The following is a 17,977-nucleotide window of genomic DNA, read 5'->3' as shown; positions in this document are numbered from 1 at the left end:
GTAATGGCTAAAGTATTAATGAAAGGTAATGAAGCTATTGGAGCAGCAGCTATTAAAGCAGGCTGTAAATATTTCTTCGGATACCCAATAACTCCACAAAATGAATTACCAGAGTACATGTCTAGAGAAATGCCAAAAGTTGGAGGTGTATTTCTACAAGCGGAGTCAGAAGTCTCTGCTATTAATATGGTATATGGCGCTTCAGGTGCTGGTGCTCGAGTTATGACATCTTCATCTTCACCTGGTATTGCACTTAAACAAGAGGGAATCACATATATCGCAGGAGCAGAACTGCCATGCGTTATCGTAAATATAGTTCGTGGTGGTCCAGGTCTTGGAGGTATCCAGCCTGCACAATCAGATTATAATCAAGTTACTAGAGGTGGCGGAAATGGCGATTACAAACTTCTAGTTTATGCACCAGCCAACCTTCAAGAAATGGTTGATTTAATGCAAGAAGCATTTGATGCAGCTGATTACTATAGAAATCCAGTTATGATGGTCGGCGATGGTATGATTGGTCAAATGATGGAGCCAATTGAATTTAAGGAATCTAAATCTAGATTTGAATTACCTTTAAAAGATTGGGTTACTACAGGAACTAAAGAAGCTAGAAAACCAAATATTATCAATTCATTGTTCCTTGATCCTGCAGAACTTGAAAATCATAATATCAGACTTCAAGCTAAATACGATGCAATGAAAGAAAATGAAGTGAAGTATGAAGCATATAATTTAGAAAATGCTGAAATTGTAATCGTAGCTTACGGCACTACATCTCGTATTGTAAGAAATGCAATTATCGATTTAAAAGAACAAGGTATCAATGTTGGTTTAATTAGACCGATTACATTATGGCCTTTCCCAGAAAAAGCGTTTGATTTAATTCCAGATAGCTGTAAGTCAGTTTTATCTGTAGAAATGTCAATGGGTCAGATGATTGATGATATTAAAATTGCAAGCAATGGAAGATGGCCAGTTCATTTCTATGGTCGTTCGGGCGGAATGATCCCTACACCAGAAGGAATTATCGGAAAAGTGAAAGAATTGGTTGGAGGTGCAAAATAATGGCTGTAGTATTTCAGAAAACTAAAGGTTTAACAGATAAAGAAACACATTATTGCCCAGGTTGTACACATGGCATTATTCATAGATTAGTTGCTGAAGTTTTAGAAGAACTCGACGTGTTAGGTGATACTATTGGTGTTGCTCCGGTTGGATGTTCAGTTTTAGCATATGATTATTTTAACTGTGACATGCAAGAAGCTTCACATGGTAGAGCGCCTGCAGTTGCAACAGGTATTAAGAGAGTTCAACCTGATAAAGTAGTATTTACTTATCAAGGTGATGGCGATTTAGCTTCAATTGGAACTGCTGAAATCGTTCATGTTGCTCATAGAGGTGAAAAAATCACTACAATTTTTGTCAACAACGCAATTTATGGTATGACAGGTGGTCAAATGGCGCCAACAACACTTATTGGTCAACGTGCTACGACAGCGCCTCTTGGTAGAACTGTTGAGCATTCAGGTATGCCACTTCGTGTTTCTGAGATGCTTGCAACTATTGATGGTGCAGCATTTGTTGAACGTGTATCAGTAGATACTCCAGCGAATATCAGAAAAACTAAAAAAGCAATCAAAGAAGCATTTCAGTGCCAAATTGATCGCAAAGGTTTTTCTATAGTAGAAGTATTGTCAACTTGCCCTACAAACTGGGGAATGACTCCAATTGATGCACTTAAATGGTTAGCGGATAATTTAATCCCATACTATCCAATTGGAAACTTCAGAAGACCAGGGGAGGAAAAATAAGATGTTAAATGAGAGAGTAATTTGTGCAGGCTTTGGTGGTCAAGGTGTGATGCTTATGGGACAACTAATTTCATATGCAGGCATGATTGAAGGCAAAGAAGTATCTTGGTTACCATCATATGGTCCTGAAATGCGTGGTGGAACAGCGAATTGTAGCGTCATGGTATCTGAAAGACCTATCGGTTCTCCTGTTATCACAGATGATGCAACAGTAGCAATTGTTATGAACTTACCTTCACTTGACAAGTTTGAACAAGATATTATCAATGAAGGGAAAATCATCATCAACAGTTCTTTGATCGAAAAGAAAACTTCAAGAGCGGACTTAAAAGCATATTATGTTCCTGCAAATGAAATTGCAGTGGAACTAGGTAATCCAAGAGTAGCCAATATGGTTATGTTAGGCGCATTTCTTGAATTAACAAAGACAGTAGGTACAGATTCTGTTATGATGGCACTAAAAAAAATCTTTGGAGAATCAAAAGCACATTTAATGGCAATTAACGAAGAAGCTATGAAACGTGGCGCTGCGAGTATCAACGGATAATCATATAAAAGGCTTAGTAAGTTTACTTACTAAGCCTTTTTTGTATACATATGCATTGAAGCGACCTGTAAAATATGAGATAATAAAATGCAAAGTTTACTACGGGGGAGAATATATGAATGATTTTTTACAGGCCTTCGCTTTGATTTTTATCGCTGAGATGGGGGATAAAACTCAGATCATGGCAATGGCTTTTGCGACACAATATAAGATTAAGCAAATATTAATAGGGGTGTTTATTGGCGCTTTTATCAACCATGGTTTGGCAATTATGTTGGGATCTGTTTTAACACAGTTTATTCCAATTGAAGCATTACAATTAGTTGCGGGTGTTCTTTTTATAGCATTCGGACTTCTTTCCTTATCAATTGCAGAAGATGAAGAAGAAAACTTAGGCAAAAACAATTATGGTGCAATTGTTACAGTATCACTTGCTTTTTTCCTAGGAGAGCTAGGTGATAAAACACAACTAACTGCACTAACACTTTCAACTCAATCAGCAATCCCTTTCTTAACTTTGATGGGAACTGTTACTGGTATGGTAGTTGTAAGTTCAGTCGGTATATTTATTGGTGCAAAATTGGGAAATAAAATTCCAGAACATTTTATACGTGTAGGTGCCTTTATAATCTTTATGTCTTTTGGTCTAAGTAAGATTATATCTTCGGAGTATGTTATAAGCATGGGTACAACTTTTGTATCACTACTCTTAGGAATTATATTAGTCTTAACCATATTCAGAGGATTAATTTTCACTAGGCAGTTGAAAGAAGTTAAAGTATCTGCTTTGAAACAACATGCAGAAGATTTGAAAAACTATAGAAAAGCACTCCAGTCAAGTGTAGACCATCTATGTAAAGGATGTAGTGTTTGTAAAGATTCAATTTGCTTAGTAGGCTATATGAAAGCTTTATTATCCGATCGAGTAACACCTGATAGATTTGATTCTAGTATAATTGAAAGTTTAGAGGTAGATGCTTTTGATGTGTCCAAAGCTCAGCAAGTTAAGTTTTTACTAGAAGACTATTATAAAGAATATCCTGATGAACGCTTGAAAAACGCAGAATTAATGAGCATAGAGGCAATAATTAACAGGATTATACACAATAATTCAATGAACTTTTAAAGGAGCAATTATGTCTAGATTATTTGGAACAGATGGTGTGAGAGGCATCGCTAACGATGAATTAACCATAGAACTCGCCATGGCACTGGGAAAATATGGTGCACATGTTATTACTCAAGGTAAAGAAAGAGCCAAAATTTTAGTTGGGAAAGACACTCGAATATCAGGTGATTTATTAGAATATGCTTTGATATCTGGCATCTTATCAACTGGATGTGATGTTATCAGAGTGGGTGTAATTCCAACCCCTGCTATAGCAAAACTTGTTAAAGTTCTTGAGGCAGATGCGGGTGTAATGATCTCAGCTTCTCATAACCCAGTTGCTTTTAATGGAATCAAGTTTTTTAATGCACTTGGATTAAAACTATCTGATGAAATTGAAGATGAAATTGAAACATGTATTCAAGAAAAAAAGGAAATTGGTCTTCCAATAGGTTTTAATCTTGGACATGTTAAAGAATACGTTGATGCAGAAACCGAATATATTGACTATGTTACAAATACTCTTGAGGGAATGACCTTTGAGGGGATAAAAGTTGCTATGGATTGTGCCAATGGCGCTGCTTCAGTTGTGGCTCCGAAAACGCTAAATGCACTCAATGCAAAAGTTTATAGTATTCATCATGAACCAGATGGAATCAATATCAATGAAAATTGTGGTTCTACACATATGAATGACTTAAAAAAATTTGTAACGGTTGTAGGTGCTGATATAGGACTTGCATTTGATGGTGATGCAGATCGCCTACTAGCAATAGATGAGAATGGTGATTTTGTTGATGGTGATAAGATTATGGCGATATGCGGTAATTACTTAACGCAAAAAGGCAAATTGAAAGATGCAACTATAGTTTCTACAGTTATGAGTAACTTAGGTTTTGATATTGCGCTTTCTGAAAATAACATGCGCGCTGTAAAAACTCAAGTAGGAGATCGATATGTACTTGAAGCGATGCTGGCTAATGGATTTGGTCTTGGTGGAGAACAATCAGGCCATATTATATTTTTAGAGCATAATACTACTGGAGATGGTCTCCTAACAGCTGTTCAACTATTGAGAGTTATGAAAGATAGTGGTAAAAAATTATCTGAACTTGCAAGTATTATGAACGTATATCCACAGGTACTTAAAAATGCAAAAGTTCCAAATGACAAAAAATATCACTTTGCAGAAAACAAAGTGATATCAGAACGTATAGATGAAATTGAAAAACTTTTTCATGGAAAAGGAAGAGTTTTAATTCGTCCTTCAGGCACAGAGCCACTTGTTCGTGTGATGATTGAAGGCGAAAATCAAGCGTTTTTAGAAAAAATATCTATTGAACTTGCTGATCTGATTGAAAGAGAGATGAATTAGTAAGCCATTTTATAATGTCATTAGAGCATTGAGTATAGTCTTCAACCTGAAAATTTTCAAGGTGAAGATGCTTCTCAATGCTTTTTTGGTATACAGGGTCATAATGTTCATTTAAAAGCAGTCTTGTAAATGAAGCATATTCTTTTAAAGCAATCAATCTTAAAAGTTCCTTATAGATTGAATTTGGAATATAGGTTTGTATTCTCGGTAAAGCTCTTTCTAAAACAGTAGTAAAATTTTCTTCTGAGACATAATCTTTGATCAGTGCATCAATTCTAAATTCAAGTGAGGCATTGATAAGTAAAAAATACCCTTCCTGCATCTTTAAATACATGGTTTTAGGCACAAAAACCTGACCAATTCTTCGACTCTCTGATTCTACAAAACAAAAAGAAGTTTTGATACGCTTTAATTGTGCATAGAGATTGTTTTCAAATGATTGAACACTTTGAAATTCGTCTGTACCAATCTTTCCAAGATGAGAACCTCTATGGTTGGCTGCACCTTCAAGATCAATCACGGGCTGTCCTAGTTCATGAAGTTTTTCGAGTATATGCGTTTTTCCAACACCTGTTAAACCATTTAAGACGATAAAATCGGGATAATCTTCAGCTGGCTGATTTAGCTTTCTTAGGACTTCGCTTCTATAGCCTTTATAGCCACCTTTCAACCAATAAACAGGTATGTCGATGCTTCTTAATAGTAGTGCTATAGAGCGACTACGGTAGCCACCACGGGCACAATAAAATATTATTTTTTTATAAGGATATTCATTTCTTAGTTCAAATAGTGTATCATAAAAAAGATGAAGTTTTTCGGAACCATATTTAAGGCCAATACGTTTTGCTTCTTCAACTGATGCATTTTTATAAATCCATCCAACTTCATGTCTTTCAAGATCGTAGAGAATTGGTAAATTTATTGCACCAGGTATATGACCGGTCTTGAATTCACTTTCACTTCTTACATCGATATAAATTGCGTTTTCCTCAAATAAATAGGGTATAGCTTGATACATAGGTAGGTCCTTTCTAAATGTCGTCATGGTCTTTATAGCCATCATAGCATAAAAATTGATTCTAAACTATTGAGAAGTGAAAATGGGTATGAGTTAGAGAGAAAAATTAGAGAGATATGAGGTAGTGTTATGAGATTGATTAATATTTTAGATGTTGAAGTAGGGAGCAAGATTGCGAAACCAGTTTATGATTCTAAACTGTCGTTGCTGATCAATAAAAATGCAACATTAACTGAAACATTATTAAATAAGCTAAAACAAGCAGACATTAGACACTTGTACATAGAAGACGAACTGTCTAAGGGTGTAATTTTAGAGCCTTTGATTTCTGATGAAATCAAATTACAAGCTTTTGTTATTATGAAAAATATCTATGAATCTCAGATGGATAAAGTTGAAAAAACAGCTGACACTGTAAGGGAATCCACCATCAGAGAGTTAAAGGACCTTGTTGACGACATTATCACAGAAATATATAGTAGTAATGAGTTAAAATATTATAGCACTGAGTTAATGGGTGCTGAAATGTACCATTACAATCATGCTGTTGAAGTGATGATATTATCAATGTTAATTGGTAAAAAGATGGGACTGGACCGAGAACGTTTATTAAAACTTGGTATGGGAGCTGTACTTGCTGATATAGGGAAGTCTAAAGTTCCAAGTGAGATTCTAAATAAAAAAGGGAAACTCGAGCCAGCAGAATTTGAAGAGATGAAACGACATGTTGAGTATAGCTATCATATTCTTAAAGATTTAGTGGGACTTTCATCTCTTTCACGACAAATTGTATTGTTACACCATGAAAAACTAGATGGATCAGGATATCCAAATGGATTTCAGGGGGATCAAATTCCATTGTTGGTTAGAATTGCAACTGTTTGTGACATATTTAGTGCAATCGTCTCAGATCGAACTTACAATAATAGGATTTCAGTTGATACTGCAATTGAAATATTAAGAAGCGCTGCTCCTACAAAATTAGATCAAGATGTATTTGGCATGCTTTTGCAAGTTGTTGATATTTATCCACCTGGTACTTTAGTAGAACTGGGAAATGGACAGTATGGTATTGTAATTAGAAGCAATCTAAATTCCCCAACACGTCCTATACTAAAACTTATTAGTAAGAATGAGGACTTAAATGAGTATAAAGAAATCGATTTGATGGAAGAATTAACACTATTTATTAAGAAAGTAATCCCGAAACTCCCTTAATGGGAGTTTTTTTTATATGACCAGTATGATAGTATAAAATCAAGAAAAGATGAAGGAGCTTCTAATGGACAAAAAATATATTTTGGCTTTGGATCAAGGAACCACAAGCTCAAGAGCAATTATATTTGATAATGAGGGAAGAATAATAAAACAAGCACAAAAGGAATTCAATCAGATTTATCCTAAAGCAGGCTGGGTAGAGCATGATCCTATGGAAATATGGGGGTCTCAATCAGGTGTTGCAAGAGAAGTTTTAGAAACTGCAGGAATTAAGCCACAAGAAGTTGCAGCAATCGGTATAACCAATCAACGAGAGACTGTTGTAGTTTGGGATAAGCGTACAGGAAAGCCGATTTATAATGCAATTGTATGGCAATGTAGGAGAACTTCAGATATATGTGATCAATTGATTGTCGATGGATATGAATCGTATATCAAGGAAACAACTGGTCTTGTCGTCGATGCCTATTTTTCAGCTACAAAGTTAAAGTGGATTCTAGATTATGTTCCTCATGCAAGAGAAGAAGGCAAAAAAGGGAATCTTTTATTTGGCAATATAGATACATGGCTTATTTGGAATTTAACAAGAGGTGAAGTTCATGCAACGGATTATTCTAATGCTTCGAGGACGATGATGTATAACATAAATACATTGGAATGGGATGATAAAATTTTGAGTTTATTAGATATTCCCAAAGAAATGTTACCTAAGGTCAAACCAACATCAGGAATCTTTGGTGAAACAGATATCCAGACATTTGGTGGCGCAAAGATTCCTATTGCTAGCGCTGCAGGTGATCAACAAGCTGCACTTTTTGGACAAGCATGTTTTTCCCCGGGATCAGTAAAAAACACGTACGGAACAGGTTGTTTTATGCTGATGAATACTGGTGAACGTAAAGTTAGTTCTAAAAATGGTTTGTTGACAACTATTGCATGGGGGATTGATGGTAGAGTCACTTATGCACTTGAAGGTTCGATCTTTATAGCCGGGGCAGCGATTCAATGGCTTAGAGATGAACTTCAAATCATTAATCACGCTTCAGAAACCGAGTTTTACGCTTCTAAAGTTGAAAATACGAATGGTGTATATTTTGTACCTGCTTTTGCCGGTCTGGGTGCACCATATTGGGATATGTACGCAAGAGGAACCATTGTTGGATTAACTAGAGGTGCTAATAAGAGTCATATCATTAGGGCAACACTTGAATCTTTAGCTTACCAAACTAGAGATGTGATAGAAGCTATGGAAGAAGATTCTGGCCTTAAACTTCGTCGGCTTAAAGTTGATGGAGGTGCAACAGTAAACAACTTTCTGATGCAATTTCAATCAGACGTTCTTGGAAGTCAAGTGATTAGACCTAAGATTACAGAAACAACAGCTCTTGGAGCTGCATATTTGGCGGGGCTAGCAGTTGGTTTTTGGGAAAATACAGATGTGTTGAGAGAGCAATTTGCAATAGAAAGAGAGTTTTCGCCAAACTTAAATTTTGAAGATAAAGAACAACTTTATCAAGAATGGAAGCGAGCTGTTGAAAGATCAAAGCACTGGATGTTATCATAATTTGATAAGTAAAGTAGGTGAGACTATGTACGATGTAGCAATTATTGGCGCGGGAGTTGTAGGAACTTTAATCGCTAGAAGTCTAGCTAAGTATGAACTGAAAATCATTATTCTCGATAAAGAGAATGACGTTGCATGCGGTGCAACAAAAGCCAACTCTGCTTTGATTCATGCGGGGTATGATGCGCCATTTGATTCACTTAGAGGACAGTTAAATGCTAAAGGAAATGAACTGTATACACAGCTTTCTAAAGAACTAAATTTTTCATTTGAAAGGATCGGTTCACTTGTTCTTGGTGAAGGTTCAGAAGATTATAAAACGTTAGAGCGTCTTTATGAAAATGGGATAAAATTAAATATTCCTGGATTAAAATTGATAGATAGAGAAGAATTAGCCTTGATGGAACCAGGAGTAAATGTTAAGTTTCAGCATGCACTCTATGCGCCTACTGCTGGAATTACCGAGCCATGGGAAGTAGCCATAGCAGCGTGTGAGAATGCTATGGATAACGGTGTTGAGTTGAGGCTTAATTATGCTGTGAATAGTATTAAAAAGGATAATTTTAAGTATAGAATAAATGATGAGATTGAAACAAAGCTAGTGATTAACTGTGCGGGTATTTATGCTGACTATATTTATAGTTTAATTTCTCCTAATCAGGATCGGGTTAAACTAAGTGCGAGGAGAGGACAATATTATCTGCTTGATAAGTCAGCATCTAATATAGTCAAACATATCTTGTTTACTTGTCCAACGGAAAAGGGAAAAGGTACGATTATTTCACCAACTGCTCATGGTAATATCATCATTGGTCCAAATTCTGAACAGGTACAAAAAGATGATACTTCGACTACGTTTACAGGCCTTTTTGAAGTGCTTGGTAAAGCAAGGAAAATGATTTCAGAGGTACCTGTAGAACTTAATATTGCTAATTTTTCTGGCATAAGAGCTGAGCCATCAACAAGAGATTTTATCATTGAAGAGTCAAATGAAAAGAGGTTTGTCAACGTAGCTGGTATAAAATCACCCGGATTATCATCTGCACCTGCAATTGCAGAGTATGTTACGGACTTGGTACTTCAAATATATCAAAGAGAGTCTTGGGTTGTTGAAAAGAACAAAGTTTTTTCTCCCTTGAGAAAAGCGAGATATCATTTTGCATCACTATCGTCTGATAAGCAAGAGCACTTGATCAAACTGGATCCAAGATTTGCACATATCATCTGTAGATGTGAAACTATATCTGAAGCAGAGATAGTGGATGCAATACATCGAAACTGTGGTGCCAAAACAATCAATGGTGTTAAAAGACGTGTTAGACCTGGTGCTGGAAGATGCCAAGGTGGATTTTGTGGCCCTAAAATTATAGATATACTTTCAAGAGAATTAAATATTGATCGGACAAAAGTTGAACATGAACGTGGAGGTTCCTATCCAATTATGAAGGAGCGAAAATATGAAAAACTATGATGTCATTGTAATTGGTGGTGGACCAGCTGGACTTTCAGCTGCTTTTGAGGCATCTAAATCAGAATTAAAAGTACTTCTTATTGAAAGAGATAAATGTTTGGGTGGGATATTAAATCAGTGTATTCACACAGGGTTTGGCGTGCAAATTTTTAAAGAAGAGTTAACAGGACCTGAGTATGCTGAACGTTATATTGATTTGATTGAGCAATCAAATGCAGAGGTTCTATTAAATTCAATGGTGGTAGAAATTGATAAAGTAGATAGGAAAATTACTGTTATGAGTGAATATCAAGGCCGATTAACATTTACCTATACTGCCTTAATACTCGCTATGGGATGTAGAGAACGTTCTAGAGGTTCTGTAATCATACCAGGAACACGACCAGCTGGTGTATTTACTGCTGGAGCAGCACAATATTATACAAATATTATGGGTGACAAAATTGGTGAAAATATCTTTATTTTAGGATCTGGAGATATTGGTTTGATAATGGCAAGACGCATGACTTTAGAGGGTAGCAAAGTATTAGGTGTCGCAGAAATACAGTCGTTTTCAAGTGGATTAAATAGAAATATAGTTCAGTGTTTAGAGGACTTCGAAATTCCATTATACTTAAACCATACCGTAGTAGAAATACATGGTGATACAAGAATTGAAGGCGTTACCATTTCCAAAGTTGATGAAAATTATAAGCCAATTGAGGGGACTCAACAATACATTTCATGTGATACTTTACTTCTATCAGTAGGCCTAATCCCCGAAAATGAACTAACTAGAGCTGCTGGAATTAGCATTGATGGTAAAACTAAAGGTCCAGTTATTAATCAAGAAATGGAAACAAATGTTAAGGGGATATTTGCATGTGGAAATGTCGCTCAAGTCCATGATTTGGTTGATTTTGTAACCCTAGAGGGAGCTCGTGCAGGTAGAAATGCGTTGAAATATGTTTTAAGGTATTTTCAAAATCGCAATCTGACCATTGAAAAGGAATCCGAATCAAGAAAAGAACTCAATCAGGAGATTGGTATAAACATAAGTAATCAATTTTTGATGGTATCACCTCAAGTACTTAAAAGAGAACTATTAGATGTTTCACAAGAAGACTTTCAAGTGATGCTAAGGGTTTCAAACCCAATGGAGAAGGGTAAAATAATTATGTATGTTGATGGTGTGAAATTTAAACAGTTTGATAAAAAATTCTTAACACCAGGGGAATCAATACATTTAAAACTCAGCCTAAGCACTTTGCCAAATACAGCTAATAATCTTATGTTTGAACTAACTGAAGTTTAATGATAATTAATGGAGATGGTAAGCGATGAACGTTCAAGTAGTTAAAAAAATATGTATTTCATGTCCTATAGGATGTCATTTGGTAATTAAAGAAAATGATTCAAATGATCTTAGTGAATCTAAATACATCATTACAGGCAATCGCTGTGCTAAAGGAGTAAAGTATGCTGAGGAGGAAATGTCAAATCCAACTAGAATTGTGACGACTACTATTGCAGTGCAAGATGGCGTAGTTAAACGACTGCCTGTTAAGAGTAATGCACCACTAGACAAAAGTATAATATTTGATGTATGTATTGAACTTAGTCATATTGTTTGTAGGGCACCAATAATTCTTGGCGAAACAGTGTTATCCAACGTATTAAACTCAGGTGTAGACATTGTAGCTTGTCGCACAATTGAGCACTTATGAGCACCAATGATATAGTATGCCGACTGATATTAAGTGCTGCTTTATTCCGTTATATAAATGTCACTTTACTATCAGTTGGTATATGTTATAATTAGGCTGTGGGAGGTGATACTGATGTACATTAAAAACTAAATATAAGCGCCAGAACTGTTATTACAGTTGACGAGGGCGGGGTTTATCGAAAGTTCGGCGGGTGCCCCGTGGTGTGATCAACACCATAAATGTCATACAAAATCAGTGAGTGATCACTGTGACAAAGTTGACAGGTTGATTCAAGGCTATAAGTGCGTCCACATGGAACACCTCAGTAGGGTGTTTTTTTATTTTTTGAAAATGAAAAGAGGAGAATTTTATGTGCGGTATAGTAGGATACATTGGAACACAAAATGCAGTACCATATTTAATTGAGGGATTATCAAAACTTGAATATAGAGGATACGACTCTGCAGGAATTGCAGTAAATGTTGACAATCAACTTCAAATTTTCAAGGCAAAAGGCAGACTGAAAAATTTAGAAAGTATAGTAGATCTAAATTTGCCAAGTGTTGTAGGGATTGGTCATACTAGATGGGCTACTCATGGTGCACCATCAGACCTAAACGCACATCCGCATTCAAATCAGAATCAAACAATTGCAGTTATTCACAATGGAATTATAGAAAACTATATGGAAATTAAAGAATGGCTGATTCAAGATAAAAATGTAGTTTTTAAATCCGAAACTGATTCAGAAGTAATCGCTCATTTAATCGATTATTATTATGAAGGTGATCTACTTGATGCTGTTTACAAAGCCGTAGATAGAATGCAAGGTGCTTATGCAATAGGTGTAATTTCTAAAGATGAGCCAAACAGACTGGTAGCTGTAAGAAAAGATAGCCCACTAATCGTTGGTTTAGGCGATAACGAGAACTTTATTGCATCGGATATACCTGCGCTCCTTAAATATACGAGAAAAATGTTACTAATTGAAAATGATGAATTTGTTGACTTAACAAAAGATGGTGTTACTATATACAATAGCTTAAAGCAAGTTGTTAAAAGAGATATATTTGAAGTGACTTGGGATATTGATTCAGCTGAAAAAGAGGGGTTTGAACATTTTACACTTAAAGAAATTTTTGAACAACCTAAAGGTGTCAGAGAAACTTTGATGAGACGATTGAATTCTCAAAACGAAATTGTGTTAGAAGGTGTAACATTAACAGCTGATATTCTAAAAGATATCAATAAAGTCTATATCGTTGCATGCGGTACTGCATATCATGCTGGATTAGTTGGAAGACGCGCGATTGAAATGTTTGCAAAAATACCAGTTGAATGCGATGTTGCATCTGAGTTTAGATACAGAGATCCTTTTGTAGATGAGAAAACGCTCTTCATTGCCGTTTCACAATCCGGTGAAACACTTGATACACTACAATCACTTCGTGAAGCTAAGAGAAAAGGTGCCAGAATATTGAGTATTGTAAACGTAGTAGGTAGCTCAGTTGCTAGGGAGTCGGATGATTTGCTTTATACTTGGGCGGGACCAGAAATTGGTGTGGCTTCAACGAAGGCCTATACAACACAATTAATTGCATTTTATTTACTTGCGTTATATATGGGAAAACTTAATGGTAGACTTGAGGAGCACAAGTATTTCGAAATGATTGAAGCATTAAAACTGATGCCTGAAAAAATCACAGAGGTTCTTGATCAAAGTAAAGAGATTCAAAAGTTAGCAGCGGCTCAATTTAACAATGAAAAAGTATTTTTTATGGGACGTGGTGTAGACTGTGATATCGCTTATGAAGGTTCTTTGAAGCTTAAGGAAATATCATATATCAATAGTTTTGCAATTGCAGCAGGTGAGCTTAAACATGGTACAATTGCTTTGATTGAAGACAACACCTTTGTTGTAGCAATGGCTACTCAAGATAAGCTTTATGAAAAGATGCTTTCAAATATCAAAGAAGTTAAAGCAAGAGGGGCATATGTTTTTGCAATAGCAAAAGAGGGCAATGATCAATTAACTAAAACTGCAGATGAAGTTTTCTTTATACCGACTACATTAGACGCATTAACGCCTATACTATCTGTTATCCCTACTCAATTACTTGCATATTATGTTTCTGCCTTGAGAGGCAATGATGTTGACAAACCTAGAAATCTTGCAAAATCAGTTACAGTAGAGTAGACTATAAAAGACAAAAGCTTAGAAAGGACACTACTTATGTTGATTGTAAAATTGATTTTAACAGCGATATTGTTACTAGGCGTTATAAATCCAGCTTTATCTATACGTTTAAGTGAAGCTTGGAAATTAAATCGAAAACCACCATCTGAAAAAGTGTATAGAGTCACACGAATCTATTCAATTATAGCTATAATAATAGTGTGGATTTTTATCAGATAGATTTTAATTCAAATTAAAATTAAAATATTTCATTGCTAAAGCGATATCTTTTGATATCGTTTTTTTTTTTAGATCGATTAATTAATAGAATATGAGCTTTTTTTAGGAAAATCAAATACTATTTTAGTTTTATATGTACTAAAAACGAAGAACAATTAAAGGTTATACCTGTAATTTCAATTGTTTCGAGAGGCTAAAGAAACAAGGTAAAATATTAAGAATTTGTAACAAAAATCCAAAAAAAAATATTAATAGCAAACGAATTTGCCAATTTTCGTAGATCTAAATTTAAAATATCTGAATATTCAATCTGGTTAAAAATATAACATGCGTATAAGAGATTCAAAATACTCGTGGTTAGAAACTATGAACATCTCAAAGGGGATTATTATGACCATTCATAAAACGAGATAGATGTCACAAAAACAAATGTTACAAAAAAGAAACAATTAGAACTTTGATAAGCCATATAAATTTTTCTATTCCATTTTGGTCAGTTTTGTTATATATTAGTTATGGATATTACAAATACGTTACATTAATTTGAACAAATTTAAATAATTATTATTGATTTATTAAGAAACGTAGTGTAATATGTATAAATAATTATATATGGGTTTTTACTTAACTCATAAATAAGTAGAGAGATTATGAACCGCGAGGTTTATATAGATTGGTTTACTATTAATGTGACCAACCAAATTAAGAAGGAGGATTATTTAAATGAAGAAATCGTTAGTATTATTACTTTGCTTAGTTATGGTAGCTTCTGCATTCTTAGCAGGCTGTAGCCCAAAAGAAGATGCAGTTACAGAGACAACAACAGCGCCAGCAAGCGAAGCAACAACAGAAGCTCCTATGGTAGAAGCAGAGCCAAGTGGTACACTTGTAGTTGGTATCACTGAAGCATCTGGTAACTTTAACCCTCACTATTACTCATCTGCATATGATGGATACGTAGTAGATATGGTTTTTGAAGGTCTTATCGCTAGAAACTTTGAAGGCGAATATGAAGGTAGTGTTGCAGATAGCTGGGAATACTCAGAAGATGGCAAATCAATTACTTTCAATATGAAAAAAGACAGAGTATTCTCTGATGGACAACCGTTAACAGCTAACGATGTTGTATTCTCTTATTTAGTACTTGCTGATCCATCATACACTGGCCGTTACAGCTCAACTGTAAAAGACATGGTTGGATATGATGAATATTATGCAGGTGAATCTGATACATTCTCTGGCGTTGAAGCTATTGATGATTACACAGTAAAATTCAACTTTAAAGAAGCACTTCGTGTTAACTTTGCTAACTGTGGTAGTGCAATTCTTCCAGCTCACTACTATGGAAAAGACTTTGCACCAGGAAACACTGCTTCTGTAGAAGCAATTACTACTGATGCTATGGGTTCAGGTCCATACGTTGTATCTCAATTCAAAGAAAAAGAATTAGTATACCTTGAAAGAAACCCACTTTATGTTGGTGATGACTACATGGTTAAAGAAATTATTCTTAAATTCGTAGACCAAACTACAGATATCGTTGAACTTACTAGCGGTGGTGTAGATTTATTAGCTGGCGTAATTGATCCTAAGAAAATTTCTGAAGCTAGAAATGCTGGTTTCTCAATTAACAGCTACAACAGAAGCGGTTACGGTTATATCAAAACAAACTGTGAAGCTGGTCCAACTGCAGATGTTAAAGTACGTCAAGCACTTTACTATTCATTCAACGTAAAAGAATTCGTAAACAGCTACTACTATGATGCTGATACAGATCAAGTTCTTGCTGTTACTCAATACCACCCATTCTCACAAATCTCTTGGGCGATTGATGATGCGTTACTTGATTCTATGATCGAGTACGATTTCGACCTTGATAAAGCAAAAGCATTACTTGACGAAGCTGGCTGGTTAGTTGGCGCTGATGGTATTAGATACAAAGATGGTCAACCATTAGAACTTAAAATCGCTGCTATGCCAGATCATGATATCTTAGCAACTCTTATTCCTATGTGGGAAAGAGACTGGGGTCAAGGCTTAGGCGTTAAATTAACAGTTGCATACCTTGAATTCAACACAATTCTTGACTATGTAATCTACAACTCAGATGCAAACGTAGATAACTGGAGCTTATTCTTCTTAGCTACATCTATTACAACTCCAGATCCTCATTCACTTTATACTACTTTCCACTCAGATTACATCGGTAGCGGTATGGATAACACTAGCCGTTACAGTAACCCTAAAGTGGATGAGCTATTAGATCAAGCAAAAGCAATCATGGATATCGAAGAAGCTAAACCAGTTTATGCTGAAATCGCTAAGATTCTTAACGAAGAAGCTGTAATGATGCCAGTATATGCTAACACTTACTTTGATCTTTATGCTACAAAATTAGTTGACTTTAAAACAAGCTCACTTTACAACTGGGTATCTGCACTTAAAGATGCTAAAATTGTAGAATAATAAAACGTCTCTAAGAAGTTTTCTATAGAACGTATTGAAGGCAGTCTTTAATCAGACTGCCTTTAATTTAATGTATTTTAGTCTTTTTTAAAAGGAGTGAAGGGATGTTAAAGTATATCGCTAGACGGTTATTGCACCTTATACCAGTACTTTTGATCATTACGATCATTTTGTTCGCAATGCTTCAAATCATGCCTGGTGATCCAGTTAATGCATACTTAGGGATCGGATCAAATGCAACAGTAGAACAACAACAACAGATTAGAGAAATGCTGGGTTTAGATCAACCCGTTCATATTCAATACCTTAAATGGTTAGGAAGAAGCTTAACAGGGGATTTTGGGACTTCTTATAAATTTAGAAAACCTGTAGCAGACGTAATCGGCACTTATATTTGGAATTCATTTTATCTTAATATCGTAGCAATGTTTTTCGCATTTTTAATCGCAATACCTGTAGGTATCAAATCGGCAGTAAAAAAATACGGATTATTCGATAACTTCTGGACGGTGTTCTCACTGACCGGTGTCTCGATGCCATCGTTTTTCTTCGCACTTATTCTCATATTCTTCGTCGCAATCCCTTCGAAATGGTTGCCGCTTAATGGTATGAGAACTACGATATTCCTTGCAAAGGGATATGACAGTTTTGGACAAGAAGTACTAGATGTACTTAAGCATATGATTTTGCCAGTAACAGTCGTTACTATCTCAAGCTTAGCGAGCTTAACGCGCTATGTAAGAAACTCAGTAATCGAAGTTATCAACCAAGATTACATCAGAACTGCAAGATCAAAAGGTTTATCAGAGAAGGTTGTAATTTATAAACATGCATTTAGAAATGCACTTTTACCAATCGTAACCTTACTCGGTATGTATATTCCAAGCTTATTTGGTGGATCAATTCTACTTGAGACAGTATTTATATGGCCAGGAATCGGTCACGTCCTCTTCACATCCATTGGAGATAGAGATTACTCGATGCTCATGGCAGCCAACACATTCTATGCAATCCTTATGCTTGCAGGTAACTTACTTGCTGACGTAAGTTATGCATTTGTTGACCCTAGAGTTCGTGTTAAATAGGAGGATATGATGTCTAAAGAACAATCAAACAATGTAAATGAAAAAGTGATCACAAAGAAAAAAGCAATTGGACCTTGGAGAATCGCCTGGGAACGCTTCTTGAAAAATAGAGTTGCCGTCGTTGGTGGAACACTTTTTATCGTGATTGTGTTAGCGGTAATATTTGTACCGATACTATCACCTTATGAAATTTCAGAGTTTAACTTA

The 17,977-nt window shown here is 35.4% G+C and carries 15 protein-coding genes and 1 pseudogene; 15 read left to right on the top strand and 1 reads right to left on the bottom strand.

The genetic code is table 11. The features are described 5' to 3' along the window. Nucleotides 1-3 precede the first annotated feature (3 nt). From QE109_RS16925 to glmM, 5 genes are all read left to right on the top strand, one after another. A complete protein-coding gene (locus QE109_RS16925; RefSeq protein WP_281095742.1) occupies nt 4-1,068 on the top strand; it encodes a 3-methyl-2-oxobutanoate dehydrogenase subunit VorB in 1,065 nt (354 codons plus the stop codon). Further along, nucleotides 1,068-1,814: a thiamine pyrophosphate-dependent enzyme gene (locus tag QE109_RS16920; protein ID WP_281095741.1), complete on the top strand. Its 747-nt coding sequence runs from the start codon at nt 1,068-1,070 to the stop codon at nt 1,812-1,814. The genes QE109_RS16925 and QE109_RS16920 overlap by 1 nt, the downstream gene beginning before the upstream one ends. A 1-nt stretch (nt 1,815) precedes the next feature. Beyond that, nucleotides 1,816-2,361 carry a 2-oxoacid:acceptor oxidoreductase family protein gene (locus QE109_RS16915; protein WP_281095740.1) on the top strand — a complete coding sequence of 182 codons (546 nt, stop codon included), beginning with the start codon at nt 1,816-1,818 and terminating at the stop codon, nt 2,359-2,361. A gap of 115 nt (nt 2,362-2,476) precedes the next feature. Further along, nucleotides 2,477-3,487, top strand: coding sequence for a TMEM165/GDT1 family protein (locus QE109_RS16910; protein ID WP_281095739.1), 1,011 nt, complete (start codon nt 2,477-2,479; stop codon nt 3,485-3,487). 10 nt (nt 3,488-3,497) lie between these two features. Then, nucleotides 3,498-4,844: a phosphoglucosamine mutase gene (gene glmM / locus QE109_RS16905; RefSeq protein WP_281095738.1), complete on the top strand. Its 1,347-nt coding sequence runs from the start codon at nt 3,498-3,500 to the stop codon at nt 4,842-4,844. Here glmM and mnmH read toward each other — a convergent pair. Next, nucleotides 4,804-5,862: a tRNA 2-selenouridine(34) synthase MnmH gene (gene mnmH / locus QE109_RS16900; RefSeq protein WP_281095737.1), complete on the bottom strand. Its 1,059-nt coding sequence runs from the start codon at nt 5,860-5,862 to the stop codon at nt 4,804-4,806. The two genes, glmM and mnmH, sit on opposite strands and share 41 nt — an antisense overlap. 129 nt (nt 5,863-5,991) lie before the next feature. Between mnmH and QE109_RS16895 the strand changes: the two genes are divergently transcribed. The 10 genes and pseudogenes from QE109_RS16895 to QE109_RS16850 form a co-directional block, all read left to right on the top strand. Continuing rightward, complete coding sequence (locus tag QE109_RS16895) at nt 5,992-7,080, top strand: HD-GYP domain-containing protein (protein WP_281095736.1); 1,089 nt, start codon at nt 5,992-5,994, stop codon at nt 7,078-7,080. A 64-nt stretch (nt 7,081-7,144) separates the two neighbouring features. Next, nucleotides 7,145-8,644, top strand: coding sequence for a glycerol kinase GlpK (glpK, locus tag QE109_RS16890; RefSeq protein WP_281095735.1), 1,500 nt, complete (start codon nt 7,145-7,147; stop codon nt 8,642-8,644). Further along, on the top strand, nt 8,613-10,115 hold the full coding sequence (locus QE109_RS16885) for an NAD(P)/FAD-dependent oxidoreductase (protein WP_281095734.1): 1,503 nt from the start codon (nt 8,613-8,615) through the stop codon (nt 10,113-10,115). Before glpK ends, QE109_RS16885 begins: the two co-directional genes overlap by 32 nt. After that, nucleotides 10,102-11,409: an NAD(P)/FAD-dependent oxidoreductase gene (locus QE109_RS16880; protein ID WP_281095733.1), complete on the top strand. Its 1,308-nt coding sequence runs from the start codon at nt 10,102-10,104 to the stop codon at nt 11,407-11,409. Before QE109_RS16885 ends, QE109_RS16880 begins: the two co-directional genes overlap by 14 nt. Before the next feature lie 25 nt (nt 11,410-11,434). Continuing rightward, nucleotides 11,435-11,821, top strand: coding sequence for a DUF1667 domain-containing protein (locus QE109_RS16875; protein WP_281095732.1), 387 nt, complete (start codon nt 11,435-11,437; stop codon nt 11,819-11,821). A gap of 352 nt (nt 11,822-12,173) precedes the next feature. Further along, the gene (gene glmS / locus QE109_RS16870; RefSeq protein ID WP_281095731.1) at nt 12,174-14,000 is read left to right on the top strand and encodes a glutamine--fructose-6-phosphate transaminase (isomerizing); all 1,827 of its coding nucleotides are present in this window, start codon (nt 12,174-12,176) and stop codon (nt 13,998-14,000) included. A 36-nt stretch (nt 14,001-14,036) separates the two neighbouring features. Then, nucleotides 14,037-14,219: a histidine kinase gene (locus tag QE109_RS16865; protein ID WP_281095730.1), complete on the top strand. Its 183-nt coding sequence runs from the start codon at nt 14,037-14,039 to the stop codon at nt 14,217-14,219. A 723-nt stretch (nt 14,220-14,942) separates the two neighbouring features. Then, nucleotides 14,943-16,685: an ABC transporter substrate-binding protein gene (locus QE109_RS16860; RefSeq protein WP_281095729.1), complete on the top strand. Its 1,743-nt coding sequence runs from the start codon at nt 14,943-14,945 to the stop codon at nt 16,683-16,685. 104 nt (nt 16,686-16,789) lie between these two features. Beyond that, nucleotides 16,790-17,770, top strand: a complete 981-nt coding sequence (locus QE109_RS16855; protein ID WP_281095728.1) for an ABC transporter permease — start codon at nt 16,790-16,792, stop codon at nt 17,768-17,770. Between the two features lie 9 nt (nt 17,771-17,779). After that, nucleotides 17,780-17,977: pseudogene (locus QE109_RS16850) on the top strand (ABC transporter permease); the annotation flags it as partial.

Source organism: Fusibacter bizertensis (genome assembly GCF_029914245.1).
Lineage (GTDB): Bacteria > Bacillota > Clostridia > Peptostreptococcales > Acidaminobacteraceae > Fusibacter_C > Fusibacter_C bizertensis.
The sequence above is the reverse complement of the archived record's forward strand: the minus strand, read 5'-3'. Positions and strand labels throughout refer to the sequence as shown.